16 protein-coding genes and 2 pseudogenes are annotated in these 16599 nt (G+C 32.0%); 17 read left to right on the top strand and 1 reads right to left on the bottom strand.

Annotation, left to right across the window (positions count from 1 at the left end; all coding sequences use genetic code 11):
* Window positions 1-272: 272 nt before the first annotated feature.
* The 7 genes and pseudogenes from ACLBXA_RS06385 to ACLBXA_RS06355 all read left to right on the top strand — a co-directional run bounded on the left by ACLBXA_RS06385 (window position 273) and on the right by ACLBXA_RS06355 (window position 6573).
* On the top strand, window positions 273-1856 hold the full coding sequence (locus tag ACLBXA_RS06385) for a M3 family metallopeptidase (protein WP_336455414.1): 1584 nt from the start codon (window positions 273-275) through the stop codon (window positions 1854-1856).
* Between the two features lie 12 nt (window positions 1857-1868).
* A pseudogene (locus ACLBXA_RS06380) lies at window positions 1869-2621 on the top strand (WecB/TagA/CpsF family glycosyltransferase).
* Window positions 2622-2636: 15 nt separating this feature from the next.
* The gene (locus ACLBXA_RS06375) at window positions 2637-3635 is read left to right on the top strand and encodes a phosphotransferase (RefSeq protein WP_044782798.1); all 999 of its coding nucleotides are present in this window, start codon (window positions 2637-2639) and stop codon (window positions 3633-3635) included.
* Between the two features lie 20 nt (window positions 3636-3655).
* Window positions 3656-4369 (top strand): 5'-methylthioadenosine/adenosylhomocysteine nucleosidase, encoded by a 714-nt coding sequence (locus ACLBXA_RS06370; RefSeq protein ID WP_001079715.1) that lies wholly within the window; start codon window positions 3656-3658, stop codon window positions 4367-4369.
* A 2-nt stretch (window positions 4370-4371) separates the two neighbouring features.
* Entirely contained in the window at window positions 4372-5031 is a 660-nt protein-coding gene (locus tag ACLBXA_RS06365; RefSeq protein WP_000938413.1) for an HAD hydrolase-like protein, read from the top strand.
* A gap of 55 nt (window positions 5032-5086) precedes the next feature.
* Window positions 5087-5791 (top strand): alpha/beta hydrolase, encoded by a 705-nt coding sequence (locus tag ACLBXA_RS06360; protein ID WP_017763266.1) that lies wholly within the window; start codon window positions 5087-5089, stop codon window positions 5789-5791.
* A gap of 335 nt (window positions 5792-6126) precedes the next feature.
* Complete coding sequence (locus tag ACLBXA_RS06355; RefSeq protein ID WP_000651675.1) at window positions 6127-6573, top strand: GNAT family N-acetyltransferase; 447 nt, start codon at window positions 6127-6129, stop codon at window positions 6571-6573.
* 196 nt (window positions 6574-6769) lie between these two features.
* Here the strand turns inward: ACLBXA_RS06355 and ACLBXA_RS06350 are convergent, their stop codons facing one another.
* Window positions 6770-7186, bottom strand: a complete 417-nt coding sequence (locus ACLBXA_RS06350; RefSeq protein WP_000591776.1) for a hypothetical protein — start codon at window positions 7184-7186, stop codon at window positions 6770-6772.
* A 121-nt stretch (window positions 7187-7307) separates the two neighbouring features.
* Here ACLBXA_RS06350 and ACLBXA_RS06345 point away from each other — a divergent pair, with 121 nt between their 5' ends.
* The 10 genes and pseudogenes from ACLBXA_RS06345 to ACLBXA_RS06300 all read left to right on the top strand — a co-directional run bounded on the left by ACLBXA_RS06345 (window position 7308) and on the right by ACLBXA_RS06300 (window position 16583).
* On the top strand, window positions 7308-7955 hold the full coding sequence (locus ACLBXA_RS06345; RefSeq protein WP_000865984.1) for a response regulator transcription factor: 648 nt from the start codon (window positions 7308-7310) through the stop codon (window positions 7953-7955).
* Complete coding sequence (locus ACLBXA_RS06340; RefSeq protein WP_001037228.1) at window positions 7948-9324, top strand: sensor histidine kinase; 1377 nt, start codon at window positions 7948-7950, stop codon at window positions 9322-9324. Before ACLBXA_RS06345 ends, ACLBXA_RS06340 begins: the two co-directional genes overlap by 8 nt.
* A gap of 189 nt (window positions 9325-9513) precedes the next feature.
* Window positions 9514-10356: a peptidylprolyl isomerase PrsA gene (locus ACLBXA_RS06335; RefSeq protein WP_025989048.1), complete on the top strand. Its 843-nt coding sequence runs from the start codon at window positions 9514-9516 to the stop codon at window positions 10354-10356.
* 330 nt (window positions 10357-10686) lie between these two features.
* Window positions 10687-12427: pseudogene (locus tag ACLBXA_RS06330) on the top strand (Xaa-Pro dipeptidyl-peptidase).
* 227 nt (window positions 12428-12654) lie between these two features.
* Window positions 12655-13416: a class I SAM-dependent methyltransferase gene (locus tag ACLBXA_RS06325; protein ID WP_081143713.1), complete on the top strand. Its 762-nt coding sequence runs from the start codon at window positions 12655-12657 to the stop codon at window positions 13414-13416.
* A 102-nt stretch (window positions 13417-13518) separates the two neighbouring features.
* Complete coding sequence (locus ACLBXA_RS06320; RefSeq protein WP_000767068.1) at window positions 13519-14079, top strand: AAA family ATPase; 561 nt, start codon at window positions 13519-13521, stop codon at window positions 14077-14079.
* Between the two features lie 125 nt (window positions 14080-14204).
* Window positions 14205-14468: a hypothetical protein gene (locus tag ACLBXA_RS06315; protein ID WP_000432422.1), complete on the top strand. Its 264-nt coding sequence runs from the start codon at window positions 14205-14207 to the stop codon at window positions 14466-14468.
* A 269-nt stretch (window positions 14469-14737) separates the two neighbouring features.
* Window positions 14738-14968 carry a hypothetical protein gene (locus ACLBXA_RS06310; protein WP_447617145.1) on the top strand — a complete coding sequence of 77 codons (231 nt, stop codon included), beginning with the start codon at window positions 14738-14740 and terminating at the stop codon, window positions 14966-14968.
* Window positions 14969-15498: 530 nt separating this feature from the next.
* Complete coding sequence (locus tag ACLBXA_RS06305) at window positions 15499-15990, top strand: ankyrin repeat domain-containing protein (protein WP_017763274.1); 492 nt, start codon at window positions 15499-15501, stop codon at window positions 15988-15990.
* Complete coding sequence (locus tag ACLBXA_RS06300) at window positions 15987-16583, top strand: DJ-1/PfpI family protein (RefSeq protein WP_017763273.1); 597 nt, start codon at window positions 15987-15989, stop codon at window positions 16581-16583. Before ACLBXA_RS06305 ends, ACLBXA_RS06300 begins: the two co-directional genes overlap by 4 nt.
* Window positions 16584-16599 lie beyond the last annotated feature (16 nt).

Here is a 16599-nt window from a genome sequence, read left to right as displayed (position 1 = left end):
CAATCCTTTTTTATTTTTTAATCTGTGATAATCGGTCGATATGGTATGGATGAAGATGAAACCTTTGAAGTTAGCCTATATCAAATGCAATCCTGTAGAGGGAGTATTTTTTATATGTGAAATGATACTTTATGGTAGAAGAAAAGATATAAATAAGAATGCATTTATAGAAATCTGAATATTTAAGGATATCGAAATTTTTTTATTTCATATATAATTGTGTAGGAAGAAATATCTGTAACTATTTGTAAAAATAGGAGGCGGCTATAAAAATGCAAGAAATTGCTAGATGGGATTTAAATCGACTGTATTTGAATGAGGATATTCTATTTCCGATTTTGGAGTTGAAAGAGCAATATTTTGTAACAAAAGATGTAGAGATTCTTTCAAAGCTTATACAAGTTATTGAAAAAGCAGAATACTATTTGTACTGTCAATCGGTTGAAGAAAGTGTTTCATCTGACCTTACTAAATTGACTGTGAAAGTGAAGGAACTAAAAAGTGAAGTACAGCAAGTAATAAAACATAATGAAGTGGAAACTTCAGATAATACTAAGTTAATAAAAGATGAACTTAATGCGTGGGAAAATATGTACATACAATTACGGGATAGGATAGAAATAGCGCACAATAACAAACAATTATCATTTGGACAAGCAAATAACATTGCAATGAATAGTGATAATGAAAAGGAAAGATTAGAATTATTCGAGTTACTTACAAATGCATTAAATAAAGAAAAAGAAATCTTTGCTACTGTATTAAATCAAATAGGGAGATTACGTAATATAAAGAGTAATGAAATAGAAGATAGAGAGATTTTAACACAATCTTTTCATGCGAATGGCATTTCAGAAACTGTATTATTACAAATGTGGAATGTGACAGAAGAAAACCTTGATAAATTAGTAAGTGCTTTAAGCGTGTATAAGAAAGGGAAAGCTTCGATTACATGGCATGAACTTATGACAGTAAAGGAAAGTAATGAGGTTACTATTCCTTTTTCAGTAGCAGTACAAAACGTTTATGATGCATGTAAGAATATTGATGAAGAATTAGCAGTATTTGCACGTAATGCGATAGAAAGTGGATGGATAGATGCTGAACCGAGAGAGAATAAACCACCAGGTGGGTTTTGTGCTCCATTTTTCAGTGAGAAAGAATCGAGAATCTCCATGCGTTATGATAGGAGTATAGATAGTGTAAGAGTGCTCGCTCATGAATTAGGACATGCTTGGCATTTTTATAATATGAGTTTTGAACAATCTACATCTTTTTTAGATGATTATTTGCCGATGAGTACGGCTGAATCAGCATCTATTTTCTTTGAAACGGTACTCTTAAATTATCTAATTGAAACAACTGATAGTAAAGATATGAAAAAGGCATTGCTTAGCTGGAAAATAAGAAATAGTTTTAATTATGTAATGGCAATACGAGCATCGTATCAGTTTGAAAAAACATTTTATGAAAAATGTAAAGAGGGTCCATTAAGTGCTGATGAAATTGAGAAATTATCTATAATGGCACAAAAAGAAGCATATGGAAATTCTTTAAGTGAATACCAGCCGTTTGTATGGATGAAATATATTCAATTTTATATAGCAGATGTTCCTTTTTACAATTATCCATACACATTTGGATATTTAGTAAGTTTTAGTTTATTAGAAATAGCTCAAGAAAGTAAAGGTACTTTTCATCCGAAATATAAAGAGTTTTTAAGAGAAACAGGAAAGGCTCCAGTAGAGGAGCTTATGAAAAAATATTTTGAAATAGATATAAGAAATTATGAATTTTGGAATAAGGCTTTTATTCAAATTTCTAAAGACATTGATGAATATTTGCAGCTTATGTAAGGGGAGAGTATAGTGGATCAACAGTTTATAAAAGGTATACCTTTTTCAACTTTAGAATATGCAAAAGCTATAAGTTTATTAAAAGGTTGGATACATGAACAACAAGAGAAACCAAGGTTTGTAGTAACTGCAAATCCTGAAATTGTTATGTCTGCAAAGGAAAATACGGAAAAATCAAAGCAGTTTAAAAAGATGTTACTATCTGCGGATTTAATAACAGCGGACGGGATTGGTGTCATAATTGGCTCGGAAATATTAAAAGGAACTTTGAAAGAACGTGTTACTGGGGCGGATTTAACTCACGATTTAATAAAATATTGTAACGACAATGAATATCGTGTCTTTCTTTTTGGAGCCGCTCCAGAAAGTAATAAAAAGGCATTAGAAAAATTAAATGAGCAGTTCCCAGGAGCACAGTTTAAAGGACAGCATGGATTTGTAAATGGTGAATAAATAGAAAAAATAAAAATAAAAATTAAGCAATTCAAGCCGCATTTACTACTCGTAGGACTAGGTTCACCAAAACAAGAAGAGTTCATCTATGAAAACATACAAACATTAAACGTTCCGCTATCTATTGGTATCGGAGGCATGATTGATATAGTATCTGGTACTGTAAAAAGAGCACCGAAAATGATGAGGGATACTGGAACTGAATGGCTGTATAGGTTACTCTCACAGCCGAAAAGATTGAAGAGGCAACTTGTACTTCCGAAATTTTTATTGTCGGTTATGTTAGAGAGAGTGAAAGGAATGCCAAGCTAAGAAAGGACAAGTAAGATGATAGAGCCGTTATCTAATGAAAAAGCTACAATGATTTTTCAAGAGCTGAAAGTAGAATGTGAAACTTTATTTGAATTTAAAATTCGAAATGCAATACCTATTCATCGTGGTTGGCTAAATTTGAAGTGGAAACTCGAAACGGATGCAGGGGATTTTGTATTAAAGCAATATAATCAAGAACGGTACAAAATGTATAACTCAGACCTTTTAATACAAGCATTACAACAACAGCAAAGATTACATAATAATGGTGTAAGTTGTCCAAGGGTATTAATTTATAAAAATAATGTAATGCATATATCAAAAAGTGATGAAAGATTTATAGTATTAGAACATAAGGAAGGTAGCTTAGTTTCACCAGGAAAAGTGAATCAAAAGGAAATTCACTCTCTTGGTCAGACGATAGGTTATATGCATAACTTGTTAAATGATGGCTCTTTAATAAAAGGAGAAAATCCTAAATTTGTTCCACCTACTAAAGAGGCGAGATTGAAACATTGGGAAGAAAAAATGAGAGAAGTAGAGAAGCTAGGAAAAGAGCACATTCTCTCTTATATAAAATTACAGCAAGAAGCAACACAATTGGTAAATACAGAACAATTTCATAATAGCCAACGGGGATGGGTGCACCGTGATTTATGGGTAGATAATTTCTTGTTTCTTAATGATAAAGTATCAGCGATTCTTGATTTTGATCGCATGGATTACGATTATGTAGAGTTAGATATTGGCCGTGTAGTTATATCGTGCGCATTAAGTGACGGAGTATTAAATAAGAGTCTTGTTGCATCATTTTTAGAAGGGTACCGAAATGAAGTAGACTTTCCAGTAGGGAATATTGTTCGGGCAATTCAAATGCTTTGGTACATGGAGAGTACTTGGTGGATCCATGCCGATATGGATCAGCATAGTGTACCACCTTCACGCTTTGCAGATGAAATGAATTGGATAGCTGAAAATTATGGTGTATTACATAATATATTGGCCGACTTATAAATAAAGAGGAGACTACATACATGAACAGAATCGGCATTATTGGAGCAATGCAAATTGAAATAGATTTACTTTTAGAAAAACTAGTTATACAAGAGGAACAGACAATAGCGGGAATGCCTTTTTATATTGGAGAATTCATGGGAATAGAAGTAATTATTACACGTTCTGGTGTAGGGAAAGTAAATGCAGCTGCATGCGCGCAAACATTAATTCATAAATTTGATGTAGACTCTATCATTAATACGGGCGTTGCTGGCGGATTACATTCAGATGTAAAAGTCGGCGATATAGTTATTTCAACGAATGTTACTCATCATGATGTAAGTAAAACTCAAATGAAAAACTTATTTCCGTTCCAAGAGGAATTTATTGCAAGTAAGGAATTGGTAGAGTTAGCACGTAAAGCTTGTATTAGTAGTAGTTTACAGATTGCAGTTCATGAAGGAAGAATTGTCAGCGGTGAATGTTTTGTTGAAGATTCAAAGTTAAAGGCGAAATTAATAGACGAATACGCACCTCATTGTACAGAAATGGAAGGGGCAGCAATTGGACATGTTGCCTATATAAATGATATACCGTTTCTCATTATAAGATGTATTTCTGACAGCGCAGATGATGAAGCTCAAATTTCTTATGATGACTTCGCGAAAACTGCTGCGAATTATTGCTCAGAAATTATTATTGAGATGCTTAAAAATATATCTGGTAAAACCATAGTCCAAAAGGAGAGATAGGAATGTTACAAGCATTAATTTTTGATATGGATGGTACGTTATTTCAAACAGATAAAATTTTAGAATTATCATTAGATGATACTTTTGATCACTTAAGATCATTACAATTATGGGATACAGTAACACCAATTGATAAATATAGAGAAATTATGGGTGTGCCGTTACCGAAAGTTTGGGAAGCTTTATTACCAGACCATTCTATTGAAATAAGAGAACAAACAGATGCATATTTTTTAGATAGACTTATTGAAAACATAAAAAGCGGAAAAGGCGCTTTATATCCAAATGTAAAAGAAATATTTACATATATAAAAGAAAATAATTGTTCCATTTACATTGCTAGTAATGGTTTGAAAGAATATTTACGAGCAATCGTAACTTATTATGCTTTAGACAAGTGGGTGATTGAAACGTTTAGTATTGAACAAATACAATCGCTAAATAAAGGTGACTTAGTTAAAAGTATTATGAACAAATATGATATAAAAGAGGCAGCGGTAGTTGGTGACCGGCTATCTGATATAAATGCAGCGAAAGACAACGGTTTACTTGCAATTGGGTGTAATTTTGATTTTGCGCAAGAAGATGAACTTGCTCAGGCTGATGTAGTAATAGATGATTTAATGGAGTTGAAGGGGATATTACCTGCTGTACAGAGGTAAATAAAGTGTGTGCGTTTTTTGCCAAGTCCTATATGTCTTAGTTTATGGAGGGAATATGATTAAAAATAATTTTAAAATTAGTAATATTCCTGCGGTTTTATGGGGAGATAAGAGTGATAAAATTTTTATTGCAGTACATGGAAATATGTCAAATAAGGAAGATACAATTATTCAAATATTAGCTGAAGAAGCCAAACAAAAAGGTTATCAAGTATTAAGCTTTGATTTACCTGAGCATGGAGAAAGAAAAGATGATAATACTCCTTGCAAAGTACAGATTTGTGTTAGTGAATTATCTATAATTATGAATTATGCCAAAGAACATTGGAAAGAAATAAACGTGTTTGCATGTAGTATGGGAGCGTATTTTAGCCTTTTAGCTTATCAAAATGATGTGGTAGAAAAGGCATTATTTTTATCACCAGTAGTTAATATGGAACGAATTATCGAAAATATGATGAAATGGTTTAATGTAACACCAGAGCTTTTGCAAAAAGAAATGATTATAGAGACACCTATTGGTCAAAAGTTATATTGGGATTATTTATGCTATGTAAAAGAACATCCTATTAATATATGGAATATAGATACATATATTATGTACGGAGCCAAGGATGAACTGTGCGAATTTGAAACTATTAACTATTTTATAAAAAAACATCGTTGTGAATTAGAAGTTATGGAGACGGGTGAACATTACTTTCATACTGAAGAACAGTTAAAGATATTTGAACAGTGGTTACACAAACATATCGATTAACAAATTACAATTTATTTTGAACCTGTTAGAGAAGAATGAGAAATATATAAACTTATAGTATATTTGAGAGAATTTATAAATGGTGAATGTATACACTTAAAAAAACACATGCTTTAATTCGATAAGAATTAAACAACTTTAAAGAGCCTTATCACACACTAGATTGTAGCAAGGCTCTTATATTTTCATAATAAAATTAATCAACTGTATTATCGGTTTAGATATGAAGTGAAGAATACGCACGCTATAAATTACATAAAGTAACAACCATAAAAATGCTCAGAATAAATGATTCTCGAGCATTTTATATATTTTCGTACTTAGGGGGAATGGACTTGAAAGATATACATATTCAACAAATAGAAAAATTAATGGGATATGAATTCAGTCATCTCGTTCAAGACAGTGAAGAAGAAGGTTTTAATTTCCTTATAAGGCTAATAAGTGAATATAAAAACGAAATAAATACATTCAATAAAACTGGAGAATGTTTATATGGTATTTTTCAAGGTGATATGTTAATTGGAGTTGGAGGTTTAAATGAGGATCCGTACACAAAAGACAATAAGATTGGGCGGTTAAGGAGATTTTATATTTCAAGGGATTATCGGCGTTTAGGGTTAGGGAACTTATTATTAAACCAACTATTATGTCATGCGGAAAAGTATTTTGAAGTGATTGTTTTACATACTGACACGAAGCAAGGGGATGTGTTTTATACTGCGAATGGATTTGTAAAAGGGGGATTATATAAGGGATCGAGTCACTACAAACTATTATAGAGATTGCTATCCAAATAATAGCTACGAACAGGTTTTTTGTTGGTAAATCGATATATCTTAAAAATCGCTGATATATGAAGTTGCGATCCTTATATTAAAAACCAACTTTTATAATTTCATTTACTAAATTGTTATTATAAAAAAGAGCACCTTAGCTTTTAAAATTTAGCTTATAAGGTGACTCCTTTTCAGTCAATTACGTTTTAACGTTCATTTGTTTCAATAATAATCCTGGTTTACCTTTTACATAATAAAAATGCGGATTATTTTCATCATCATAAAGCATAATATAAGGCTTTTCATTTAGTGGGAGCAGTATAAGTACTTCGTCTATTGTAGTGTGTAACCATTGATTAGTAATAGAAACCGGCTTAGATAATGGGATTTTTATCATATAGCCATCTTTTGGAACGACATTTAAGTTTTTAAATGGACCAGTAATTGCTTTAGCGTATTGAACTGCTTCTTTTTGGACTATTGGATCTAAAGATTGTTTTTGAATGACCATTTCTTTTTGACAATCAAACACTTCAATTTGTTGATTTGTATTTGCTAATGCATTTGTTGATAATAGAAATAAAAGAAGAGAAATGACCCCGATTTTTTTTATCATAATACAACACCTCACCATTACTATCCCCTCAAAAGCTTTAAATATTTTTCTGTCACATTCATGTAACAAAGATGTTGTATGATACAATTGGTTTTTGTTTAAAAGCAATGGAGGAAAAAATATGAAAGTTTTAATTGCAGATGACGAACAAGATATGTTAAGAATTTTAAAAGCTTATTTTGAAAAAGAAGGCTTCGAAGTTTTATTAGCGAAAGACGGAGAGGAAGCACTTCAAATGTTTTATGATGAAAAAATTGATTTAGCAATTTTGGATTGGATGATGCCGAAACATAGTGGTATTACTGTCTGTCAGGAAATAAAAAAGAATTCAAGCGTAAAAGTGTTAATGCTTACGGCGAAAAGTGAAAGCGAAGATGAATTAGCAGCGCTTCAAAGTGGGGCAGATGAGTACGTAAAAAAACCATTTCATCCAGGAGTACTAATTACACGAGCGAAAAAGCTTATTCAGCATGATGATATTATTCAAGTACAAGATGTAAAGATAAATTTCGCCAAAAATAAAGTATATAAAAATGATATAGAGTTAGAAATTACAAAAACAGAGCTCGAATTAATAAAATGCTTTTTAAATCATAAAGGAACGATTTTAACTCGTAAAAAATTGCTAGATATTGTATGGGGATTTGACTATTTTGGAGAAGAGAGAACTGTTGATACACATGTAAGAAGGCTGCGTAAAAAAATTGGAGAAAATATTATTAAGACGCATCGCGGGCTGGGCTATAGTTTGGAGGAACAAAGTGAATAAACTTGGAAAAAAGTTATTTTTCAGTATTTCTGCAACTGTTATTCTCATCTTTATGATTTCGTTATTATTCATTAACAATCTCTTACCGAACTATAATATTTATAAAACACGTGAAAGCTTAAATAAATTTACAACACAAATACAAAATACAACAGTGGAAAATATAGAGGATGTTATTCATACAATTGAAAGTGAAAACAACGTTACAATTGCGTATACGCCAATTAATCAGTCAGAAGATGCTATGAACGAAGCATTACGCATGCAACTTACGAAAAAGAAAGTGACGTTAAATAAGCTTTGGATTACGAAAGACGAAGTCATGAAAGTGAAGACGGAAGGGCAATCGAATAAACTGTACGATCAAGGAAAGGTAAAAGCGAGTTTTTTTGCTAAATATATTGCGAAAGATGATACGATAATTTTAATTGGGACTTCTATTGCGAATTCAAATGAAATTATAAGTACGTTAAATACATTTTACTTATACATCGTATGTTTCTCGCTGCTTCTTATTATTTTACTTGTGTGGATACTTTCAAAAATAATAACGACGCCACTGAAAGAGCTAAGTGATGTAGCTCAGGATATTTCACATTTGCAGTTTAAAAGAACGAAAGTGAAAACGAATGATGAAATAGGAGAGTTGGCCAATAGTATTAATATCATGAGCGAAAAACTACATGAAGCACATCAAGATTTAACTGATCGTAATGAACATTTAAAACGATTTATGGGTGATGTGACGCATGAATTAAAGACACCGATCGCATTAGTAAAAGCATACTCTATGGGGATTAAAGATGGACTAGATGATGGGACTTACGTAGATACAATTATTAAACAAACAGATCAAATATCAAACTTAATTGAAGAACTATTACGATTTTCTAAACTAGAAAGAGATATTTTACAAAAAGAAGAATTCCCTATTGAACCACTGGTCCAGAGTATATTAGATAAGCATCAGATTGAACTGGATTCGAAAGAAATTAACTTGCAAGTAAACTGTAATACGAGCGATACAATCGTTTATGCAGATTTAAATAAAATGAGAATGGTATTTCAAAATTTAATTTCTAATGCAATAAAATATTCAGCAAATCAAAACATAATAATTACTTTAGAAGATAGAAATAAAAGTATATATTTTCAAATAAAAAATGGCATTCATACGGAAAAAATTAAAGATATCGATAAAATTTGGGAGCCTTTTTACGTACTAGAATTTTCTCGTAGTAAAGAAAAATCAGGTACAGGATTAGGACTAGCGATAGTGAAAAGTATTTTAGAAAGACATGGTTTTGAATATGGAGTTTCCTCTATAGATGGAGAAATTCAATTTTATATAAATGTGAAAAAGGATTAATGAAAATATTAGTCCTTTTTGCAGCTTTAGAGGTTAGCGATACAGGATGAATCACCATAATTTTCAAAATTGATGTATTAAATGGAGAATTAGCAAATGTTCTACTTTCATTAAATTCACGTGAAGTTCACAGGGAAACGTTACATTTACATAGTTACATTTGAATTTAATGAAGTGAGGTATTCGGATTTGAAAAGAAAGAAATTAGTAATAGGTAGCATTTTAATGGGGATGACGTTATCTTTATCCGCATGTGGTTCATCAGATAATATTGTAACTACAAAATCAGGAAGCATTTCAGAAAGTGATTTTAACAAAAAATTAAAAGAAAACTACGGTAAACAGAATTTATCTGAAATGGTAGTAGAGAAAGTATTAGATGATAAATATAAAGTTACGGATGAAGAGGTAACGAAACAACTAAAAGAATTAAAAGACAAGATGGGCGATAATTTTAATACATATATGGAATCTAATGGTGTGAAAAATGAAGATCAGTTGAAAGAGAAATTAAAGCTTACTTTCGCTTTTGAAAAAGCTATTAAAGCAACCGTAACGGAAAAAGATTTTAAAAATCACTATAAGCCAAAGCTTCAAGTTAGCCATATTTTAGTGAAAGATGAAAAGACAGCAAAAGAAATTAAAGAAAAATTAAATAGTGGCGAAGATTTCGCGGCATTGGCTAAACAATATTCAGAGGATCCAGGTTCTAAAGAGAAAGGTGGAGAACTATCTGAATTTGGACCAGGTATGATGGTGAAAGAATTTGAGGATGCTGCATATAAGTTAGAAGTTGGTCAATTGAGTGAACCTGTTAAATCTTCCTTCGGATATCATATTATTAAGTTAACGGATAAAAAAGAGCTTAAATCGTATGAGGAAGAGAAAGAGAATATTCGTAAAGAATTAGAACAGCAACGTATACAAGATCCTCAATTCCATCAACAAGTTACTAGAGATCTGCTTAAAAATGCAGATATAAAGGTATCTGATAAAGACTTGAAAGATACCTTTAAAGAGTTAGAAAAATAATAAATGGAATGTAAGACAATCGATAGAAATATCGGTTGTCTTTTCCTCTATTTATCCCGCTATTTGCCGGGCAGTAAGACCCCCACTTCAAAATTCAGTGGAAGCAAAGAAGTTAGACGGGGGCCCTGCTGCTCGTAAACGCCCGATTGGTGAGTGCTGATTACAGTTTCACTTTATAAAGAAGGGGGGAGTGGGAAAATACTTTCACACCTGCATTAAATTTTACTTAATAAGAAATCTTTGAGTTTCTCAACTTTTATATAAAAATAAAACTGAATTTTCAGTTATTTTTTATATAGTAAAAGAGAACGAATAAGGGGAGGGAACATTTTGAGTAAAAAGAAAATGGCAATTACACTGTCAGCAATGCTATCTGCAACAATTATACCTAGCTTTACTATGGATGTGCATGCAGAGAAGAAGGAAGAGACTAAAAATACGAAAATTGAATTAGAAAATGGGATGACAAAGCCGATTTATTCTCTCGATGAAGCTATTATCGAAAATTTATATGTAGAGACAGAAGTTGATAAGTGATCGCGACGGTAAGAAAGACAGAGTATCGATAAAAGTTATGCGTCCAAAGACAGATCCGAATGTGAAGGTTCCTGTTATTTATGAAATGAGTCCATATCGATCTGGATTAAAAGATGTTCCTGTATATAATGTAGATGAAGAATTGTATGCGTATGAAGGGAAACCGTATGGAGCAGTTAATCTTGGTTCGTATGGGAACTATTACGTGCCAAGAGGTTATGCAGTTATTCTAGGCGAAAGTATCGGTACTGGAAAATCAGATGGATGCCCTACAACTGGAGATGAACAAGAAATACTCGGTACAAAGTCTGTTATTGATTGGGTAAACGGTCGCGCGAAAGCATTTACAGAACAGGGTGAGGAAGTTCAGGCAAATTGGTCTACAGGAAATGTAGGTATGACTGGAGTTTCTTATAATGGTACATTACCAAATGCTGTTGCGACTACTGGAGTTGAAGGTTTAAAAACAATTATTCCAATCGCAGCAATTAGTAGTTGGTATGATTATTATCGTGCAAATGGTGCAGTCATTGCTCCAGGCGGATATCAAGGAGAAGATACAGATAATATGGCAGAAGCAGTACTGACAAGAAAGAATCCAGAAGTTTGTGGTCCGATAATGACAGAACTTACTGCTGGACAAGATCGGAAAACGGGTAATTATAACGATTTTTGGGATAAAAGAAATTATGTAAAAGATGCTAAAAATGTAAAAGCGAGTGTATTTGTTGTTCATGGTTTAAACGATTGGAATGTTAAAACGAAACAGTTCGCACAATGGTGGGATGCTCTTGGAGAAAATGATGTACCTCGTAAAATGTGGCTATATTAAGGTGGACACGGTGGGACATCAAGTAATAACTGGCAGCAAACACAAAATAAATGGTTAGATTATTGGTTGTACGGAATTGAAAATGGAATTATGGATGAACCAATGGTTGATGTGCAAAGAGAAAATAAATCGTGGCAAAAGATAAAAAATTGGCCAGATCCAGCGGTTGTACCTTCAAAAATCCGTATGTATTTAAGTAATAAATCAGTCAATTTGCGACTAAGTATGGGATCGGTTAATAAAGTTTTCTCATTCGTAGATGATGCACAAATAAAATCAAATCAATTAGTAGCAAACCCAGAATTAGAAGTAGCCAATCGATTAGTATATACAATGCCTGTACTGCAAAAAGATACGCGTATAAGTGGTATACCAAAGATTTCAATTACAGGAAATATTGATCGATCTGTATTAAATTTAACAGCATTACTTGTTGACTATGGAGGAGCGAAGCCGGAAATCGTAACGAGAGGCTGGATGGATCCACAAAACTTAAAGAGTATAGAAAATTCAACAGCGATTCAACCGGGCAAAGATTATGCATTTACATGGGACATGCAGCCAGATGATTATGTATTTAAAGTGGGGCATCAAATCGGAGTTGTTTTAATTGCAAGTGATTATGATTATACAATTAGACCGAAAGCTGGAACGAAACTTACAGTGAAATTAAGTGAAGTGACATTGCCGATTGTGAAATAAATATTTTTTCTAAAGAGCTTACTAAAGTAAGCTCTTTAATTTACAGTCTGAATTTTTAATTTTTATATTTCAAATTGGAAGGTTATGTAATACAATATCATTATATTCTATGGAAAGTGAGTGATATATTATGACAGTCAGCTCTTTCAAAATCTCATTAAAATTCGAGGTACAGGAAGATTAGTTGAATTGAAATCTTCCGTACGTAAAAACGGAGGAGAAAATAAATGTTTAGTTTTTATAGTACACTTTGTACGGAACTGTATGATTACACAAAACCAGTCGGTTATTCTTTGAATGGTGATATTGAGTATTACAAAGAACGTTTAAAAGATTGTAGAGGAAGAATCCTCGAAGCTGCAGTAGGTTCAGGGCGTGTCATCATTCCACTTCTAGAGGCTGGTTTTACAGTAGATGGGATAGATTATTCACCTGAAATGCTAGATTCTTGCCGTAAGCGCTGTAAAGAGAGAGGCTTACATCCTAATTTATATGAAGGAAGCTTGCAACAATTATCACTTCCGCATAAATATGAGGCAATTATCATTCCTACTGGATCTTTTTGTTTAATTGAAAATCGTGTCGATTCTATAAACGCATTGAAATATTTTTATGAACATCTTAATCCAGGCGGACGATTAATCGTAGATATTATGCTTCCGTATGACTGGAAGACTGGGGAAATTCATACATCGACTTTTTCTTTGCCGAGCGGAGACGGAATCACATTAGAAAATAAATCAATTGAAATAGATTGGCTGAACCAAGTTACTGTATCATATTTGAAATATGAAAAGTGGAGTAAAGGACAGTTAGTACAAACAGAACTACAACGCTTTGCGGTACGTTGGTATGGAATAGAAGAGTTTAAACTTCTGTTAGAAAGTATAGGTTTCTCTAATATTACTTGCTCTGCTGAATATGCTTATAAAAACGAACCGTCAAATTCAAATCAAATGTTTACTTTTGAAGCTGTGCGAAAAGAATAGAACTAATACTATGAATAAAAAAATAAGGCAATCGATTAAAAATCGGCTGCCTTATTTTTAATTTTATGTAATTGTTTATAGAGAAAGATCGGAGGGAAATAAATGAAACTTATATTAATATTTGGCCCACAAGCAGTTGGGAAAATGACAGTGGGTCAAGAATTAGCAACATTAACCGGTTTAAAACTTTTTCATAACCACATGACAATTGATTTAGTAAGTCCAATTTTTGATTACAGTACGACAGAAGCAAAAAGGCTAGTAAGTTTATTTCGTAATGAAATATTTGAAGAAGTATCTAAAAGTGATTTATCTGGAATGATTTTTACGTATATATGGGCATTTGACCTCCAATCGGATTGGGATTATATACATTATGTAGAAAGTATTTTTGAATCAAAAGGTGGGACAGTGTATTTTATAGAGCTGGAAGCGGAATTAGATGAAAGATTAGAACGGAATAAAAGTCCGAATAGATTAGAACATAAACCGAAAAAAAGAGATATTGAGTGGTCTCAAAATAATTTGAAAGAGACGATGAAAAAGCATAGATTAAACTCTCTTCATGGTGAAATTGAAAAAGAAGAGTATATAAAAATTAATAACACGTATTTGAGTGCAAAAGAAGTAGCGGAAATGATTAAAGAGAAGTTTCAATTGTAAAATTTTTAAAGTCTATTTCATTTCCATTGTCTAAGCATTCTCCTACTAATTACATATACTATTTATGTTAAAATCGGTCGCTATTTTAATATATATAACTATACAGGGAAGAGGAGAGAATAAATTTGGAAAACGTAGAACAAGATAGAATTGAAAATCAAGTGTATTCAAATCGTGTAGTAAGATCAGAATTTGATGCGAATTGGGAAACTTGTATATCAAAGAGTGGTTATGTAATTTATGTAGCAACAAGTAATAATGCTGAAGTAATAGTGCTTCTTGCAGATGGTTCAAGTAAATTATTAATTTTTGAAAAAGGCGGTAAAGTAGTAGTAGGTGGCGGTGGAACAAGTCATTACAGTAAGCCGCATATTGCAATAAATATTTAAGGTAAAACATGTTAATTGAGAAGAAGCTGGAAAACGGTTAGTCATTCATATTTAGAGAATGACTAACCGTTTTTAAATGTGGTTTTTGAAGAATTATATAAGCAATATAAAAAGCATTTCCTATTTCGGCAAATGCTTTTTATATGTTATAGTATAATAGTGTCCTAAAGTAATGTTATTTTAATATATTTCAAATTTTGTTGTGTATTATTTTTATATTAAATTAGCACCTAAAGTATTTTTTTATATAAGGAGTAATAATTAGAGAAATGAAAAATATAGACTTTATACTAGAAAGTGATGAGGCATTAAAACCGTCTGAACGATTAGTGCTATTATTATTAGAGAAGCATAGAATGTTATATACGAACGATCTATTGGCATTATCAAATTTATCATATAAAACATTAACAGATTCATTAACGGTGCTTGTTTTAAAATCGTATGTGTTAAAGGAAACAGGTAAGGGAAGAAGACAGAATTGCTATAGATTAGTATGATAAGGCAGCTGTTTTAGAGAATTTTACATATGTTTTTTCAAACGTAAGGTGAAAAAAGTTTTTTGTTTTCAAACGAAAAACTCACTATAAGAGGGACGAAGATAGTGGCGTTTCATTTTTGTAAACGTAATTATTTCTTCATTGAAAATACAAAAAAATAAACCGCATAAAACAGAAATAAAAAAACAATCCATTTTAAAAATGGATTGTTTTTTTATTGGAATAATATTATTTGATATGTTGAAAGCATGAATAGCAGAATAAACATTACCTGTTTTATTTCATGCAACTGAACAAATATGATGAAAACTATGTGTATAGTTTTTTGCTTGCTTTTTCAGTAACTCTAATGAAATCATGGTCTTCATTGTTTAAAGGCAGTATTTTTAACATTATTGCTATTCAGCATTAAGCACAAAAAGGGATATATAATATTATTATGTAAACTTAAGGTTTTAAAAGGAAAATGTAATAATTAATAGAACATGTAGAAGGAGATGCTTAAATAGTTTGAAGGATGGGAGATTATTATGGAGCATTTACAATCAATAGCACAAGCTGTTATAAGTGGTCATAAGGGAAAAGTAGTGAAGTTTATAAAGGCGAGTCCAAGTATTGTTAACGAATGTAGTGAAGATGGCTGGACACCACTTCATTTAGCAGCTTATTTTGGACAAAAAGAAATAGCGAGTTTTCTTTTAGAAAGCGGTGCAGATATACATAGTAGAGCGAAAAACGAAAATGAAAATACGCCTTTGCAAGCAGCAATCGCGAACAAGCAAAGTGAACTTGTTGCTTTCTTAATTGAAAAAGGATCAGATGTAAATATTATGCAAAGTGATGGCTGGACAGGACTTCACGAAGCGGCATTATTAGGAAATGAAGAAATAATTATGTTACTCCTTAAAAATGGAGCTAATAAGATGATAAAGAAAAATGATGGGAAAACAGCGTATGATATTGCATTAGAAAAAGGATATGATCATCTATTACATCATTTGAAACAGGAAGTGAACTTATGATGAATAAATGGAGTGTTGGTATATTTTTATTTAATGAAGTAGAAGTGTTAGACTTTGCAGGGCCATTTGAAGTTTTTTCTGTAACTGAGGTGAATGAAGAAAAACCATTTACTGTTTATACCGTTAGCGAGAATGGGGAAATGATTACAGCAAGGAACGGATTGAAGGTACAGCCAGATTATAGTATTGAAAATTTACCACCAGTGGATATTTTAATAATTCCGGGTGGGCTAGGTGCTAGAGAATATGAAATAAAAAATGAAATAGTAATAAAATGGATTCGCCAACAAATGAAAGAAGTAAAGCTGATGACTTCAGTTTGTACAGGAGCGTTATTACTGGCGAAAGCAGGTTTACTGGAAGGGTTAAAAGCAACAACACATTGGGCTAGTATTGAAAAGTTTAAAAATGAGTTTCAAAATGTTGAAGTTATAGAAAATGTAAAGTTTGTAGATGAAGGACATATTATAACATCTGCCGGAATTTCAGCTGGAATTAATATGGCATTTCATATTGTGAAAAACTTGTTAGGTGTGCATGTTGCGGAGGACACAGCGAAGCGAATGGAGTATGATATTAGTTTGCCAAATTAAAAAGCCCGGATTGGGC

It is taken from the genome of Bacillus sp. D48C, from assembly GCF_053345735.1.
The sequence above is the reverse complement of the archived record's forward strand: the minus strand, read 5'-3'. Positions and strand labels throughout refer to the sequence as shown.

Excerpts from the sequence above, each read along its gene's own strand:
- ACLBXA_RS06370 (WP_001079715.1), top strand. The coding sequence starts at position 3,656 with ATGAACAGAATCGGCATTATTGGAGCAATGCAAATTGAAATAGATTTA.
- ACLBXA_RS06320 (WP_000767068.1), top strand. The coding sequence starts at position 13,519 with ATGAAACTTATATTAATATTTGGCCCACAAGCAGTTGGGAAAATGACA.
- ACLBXA_RS06345 (WP_000865984.1), top strand. The coding sequence starts at position 7,308 with ATGAAAGTTTTAATTGCAGATGACGAACAAGATATGTTAAGAATTTTA.
- ACLBXA_RS06300 (WP_017763273.1), top strand. The coding sequence starts at position 15,987 with ATGATGAATAAATGGAGTGTTGGTATATTTTTATTTAATGAAGTAGAA.
- ACLBXA_RS06305 (WP_017763274.1), top strand. The coding sequence starts at position 15,499 with ATGGAGCATTTACAATCAATAGCACAAGCTGTTATAAGTGGTCATAAG.
- ACLBXA_RS06350 (WP_000591776.1), bottom strand. The coding sequence starts at position 7,186 with ATGATAAAAAAAATCGGGGTCATTTCTCTTCTTTTATTTCTATTATCA.
- ACLBXA_RS06310 (WP_447617145.1), top strand. The coding sequence starts at position 14,738 with ATGAAAAATATAGACTTTATACTAGAAAGTGATGAGGCATTAAAACCG.
- ACLBXA_RS06365 (WP_000938413.1), top strand. The coding sequence starts at position 4,372 with ATGTTACAAGCATTAATTTTTGATATGGATGGTACGTTATTTCAAACA.
- ACLBXA_RS06360 (WP_017763266.1), top strand. The coding sequence starts at position 5,087 with ATGATTAAAAATAATTTTAAAATTAGTAATATTCCTGCGGTTTTATGG.
- ACLBXA_RS06375 (WP_044782798.1), top strand. The coding sequence starts at position 2,637 with ATGATAGAGCCGTTATCTAATGAAAAAGCTACAATGATTTTTCAAGAG.
- ACLBXA_RS06385 (WP_336455414.1), top strand. The coding sequence starts at position 273 with ATGCAAGAAATTGCTAGATGGGATTTAAATCGACTGTATTTGAATGAG.
- ACLBXA_RS06325 (WP_081143713.1), top strand. The coding sequence starts at position 12,655 with ATGTTTAGTTTTTATAGTACACTTTGTACGGAACTGTATGATTACACA.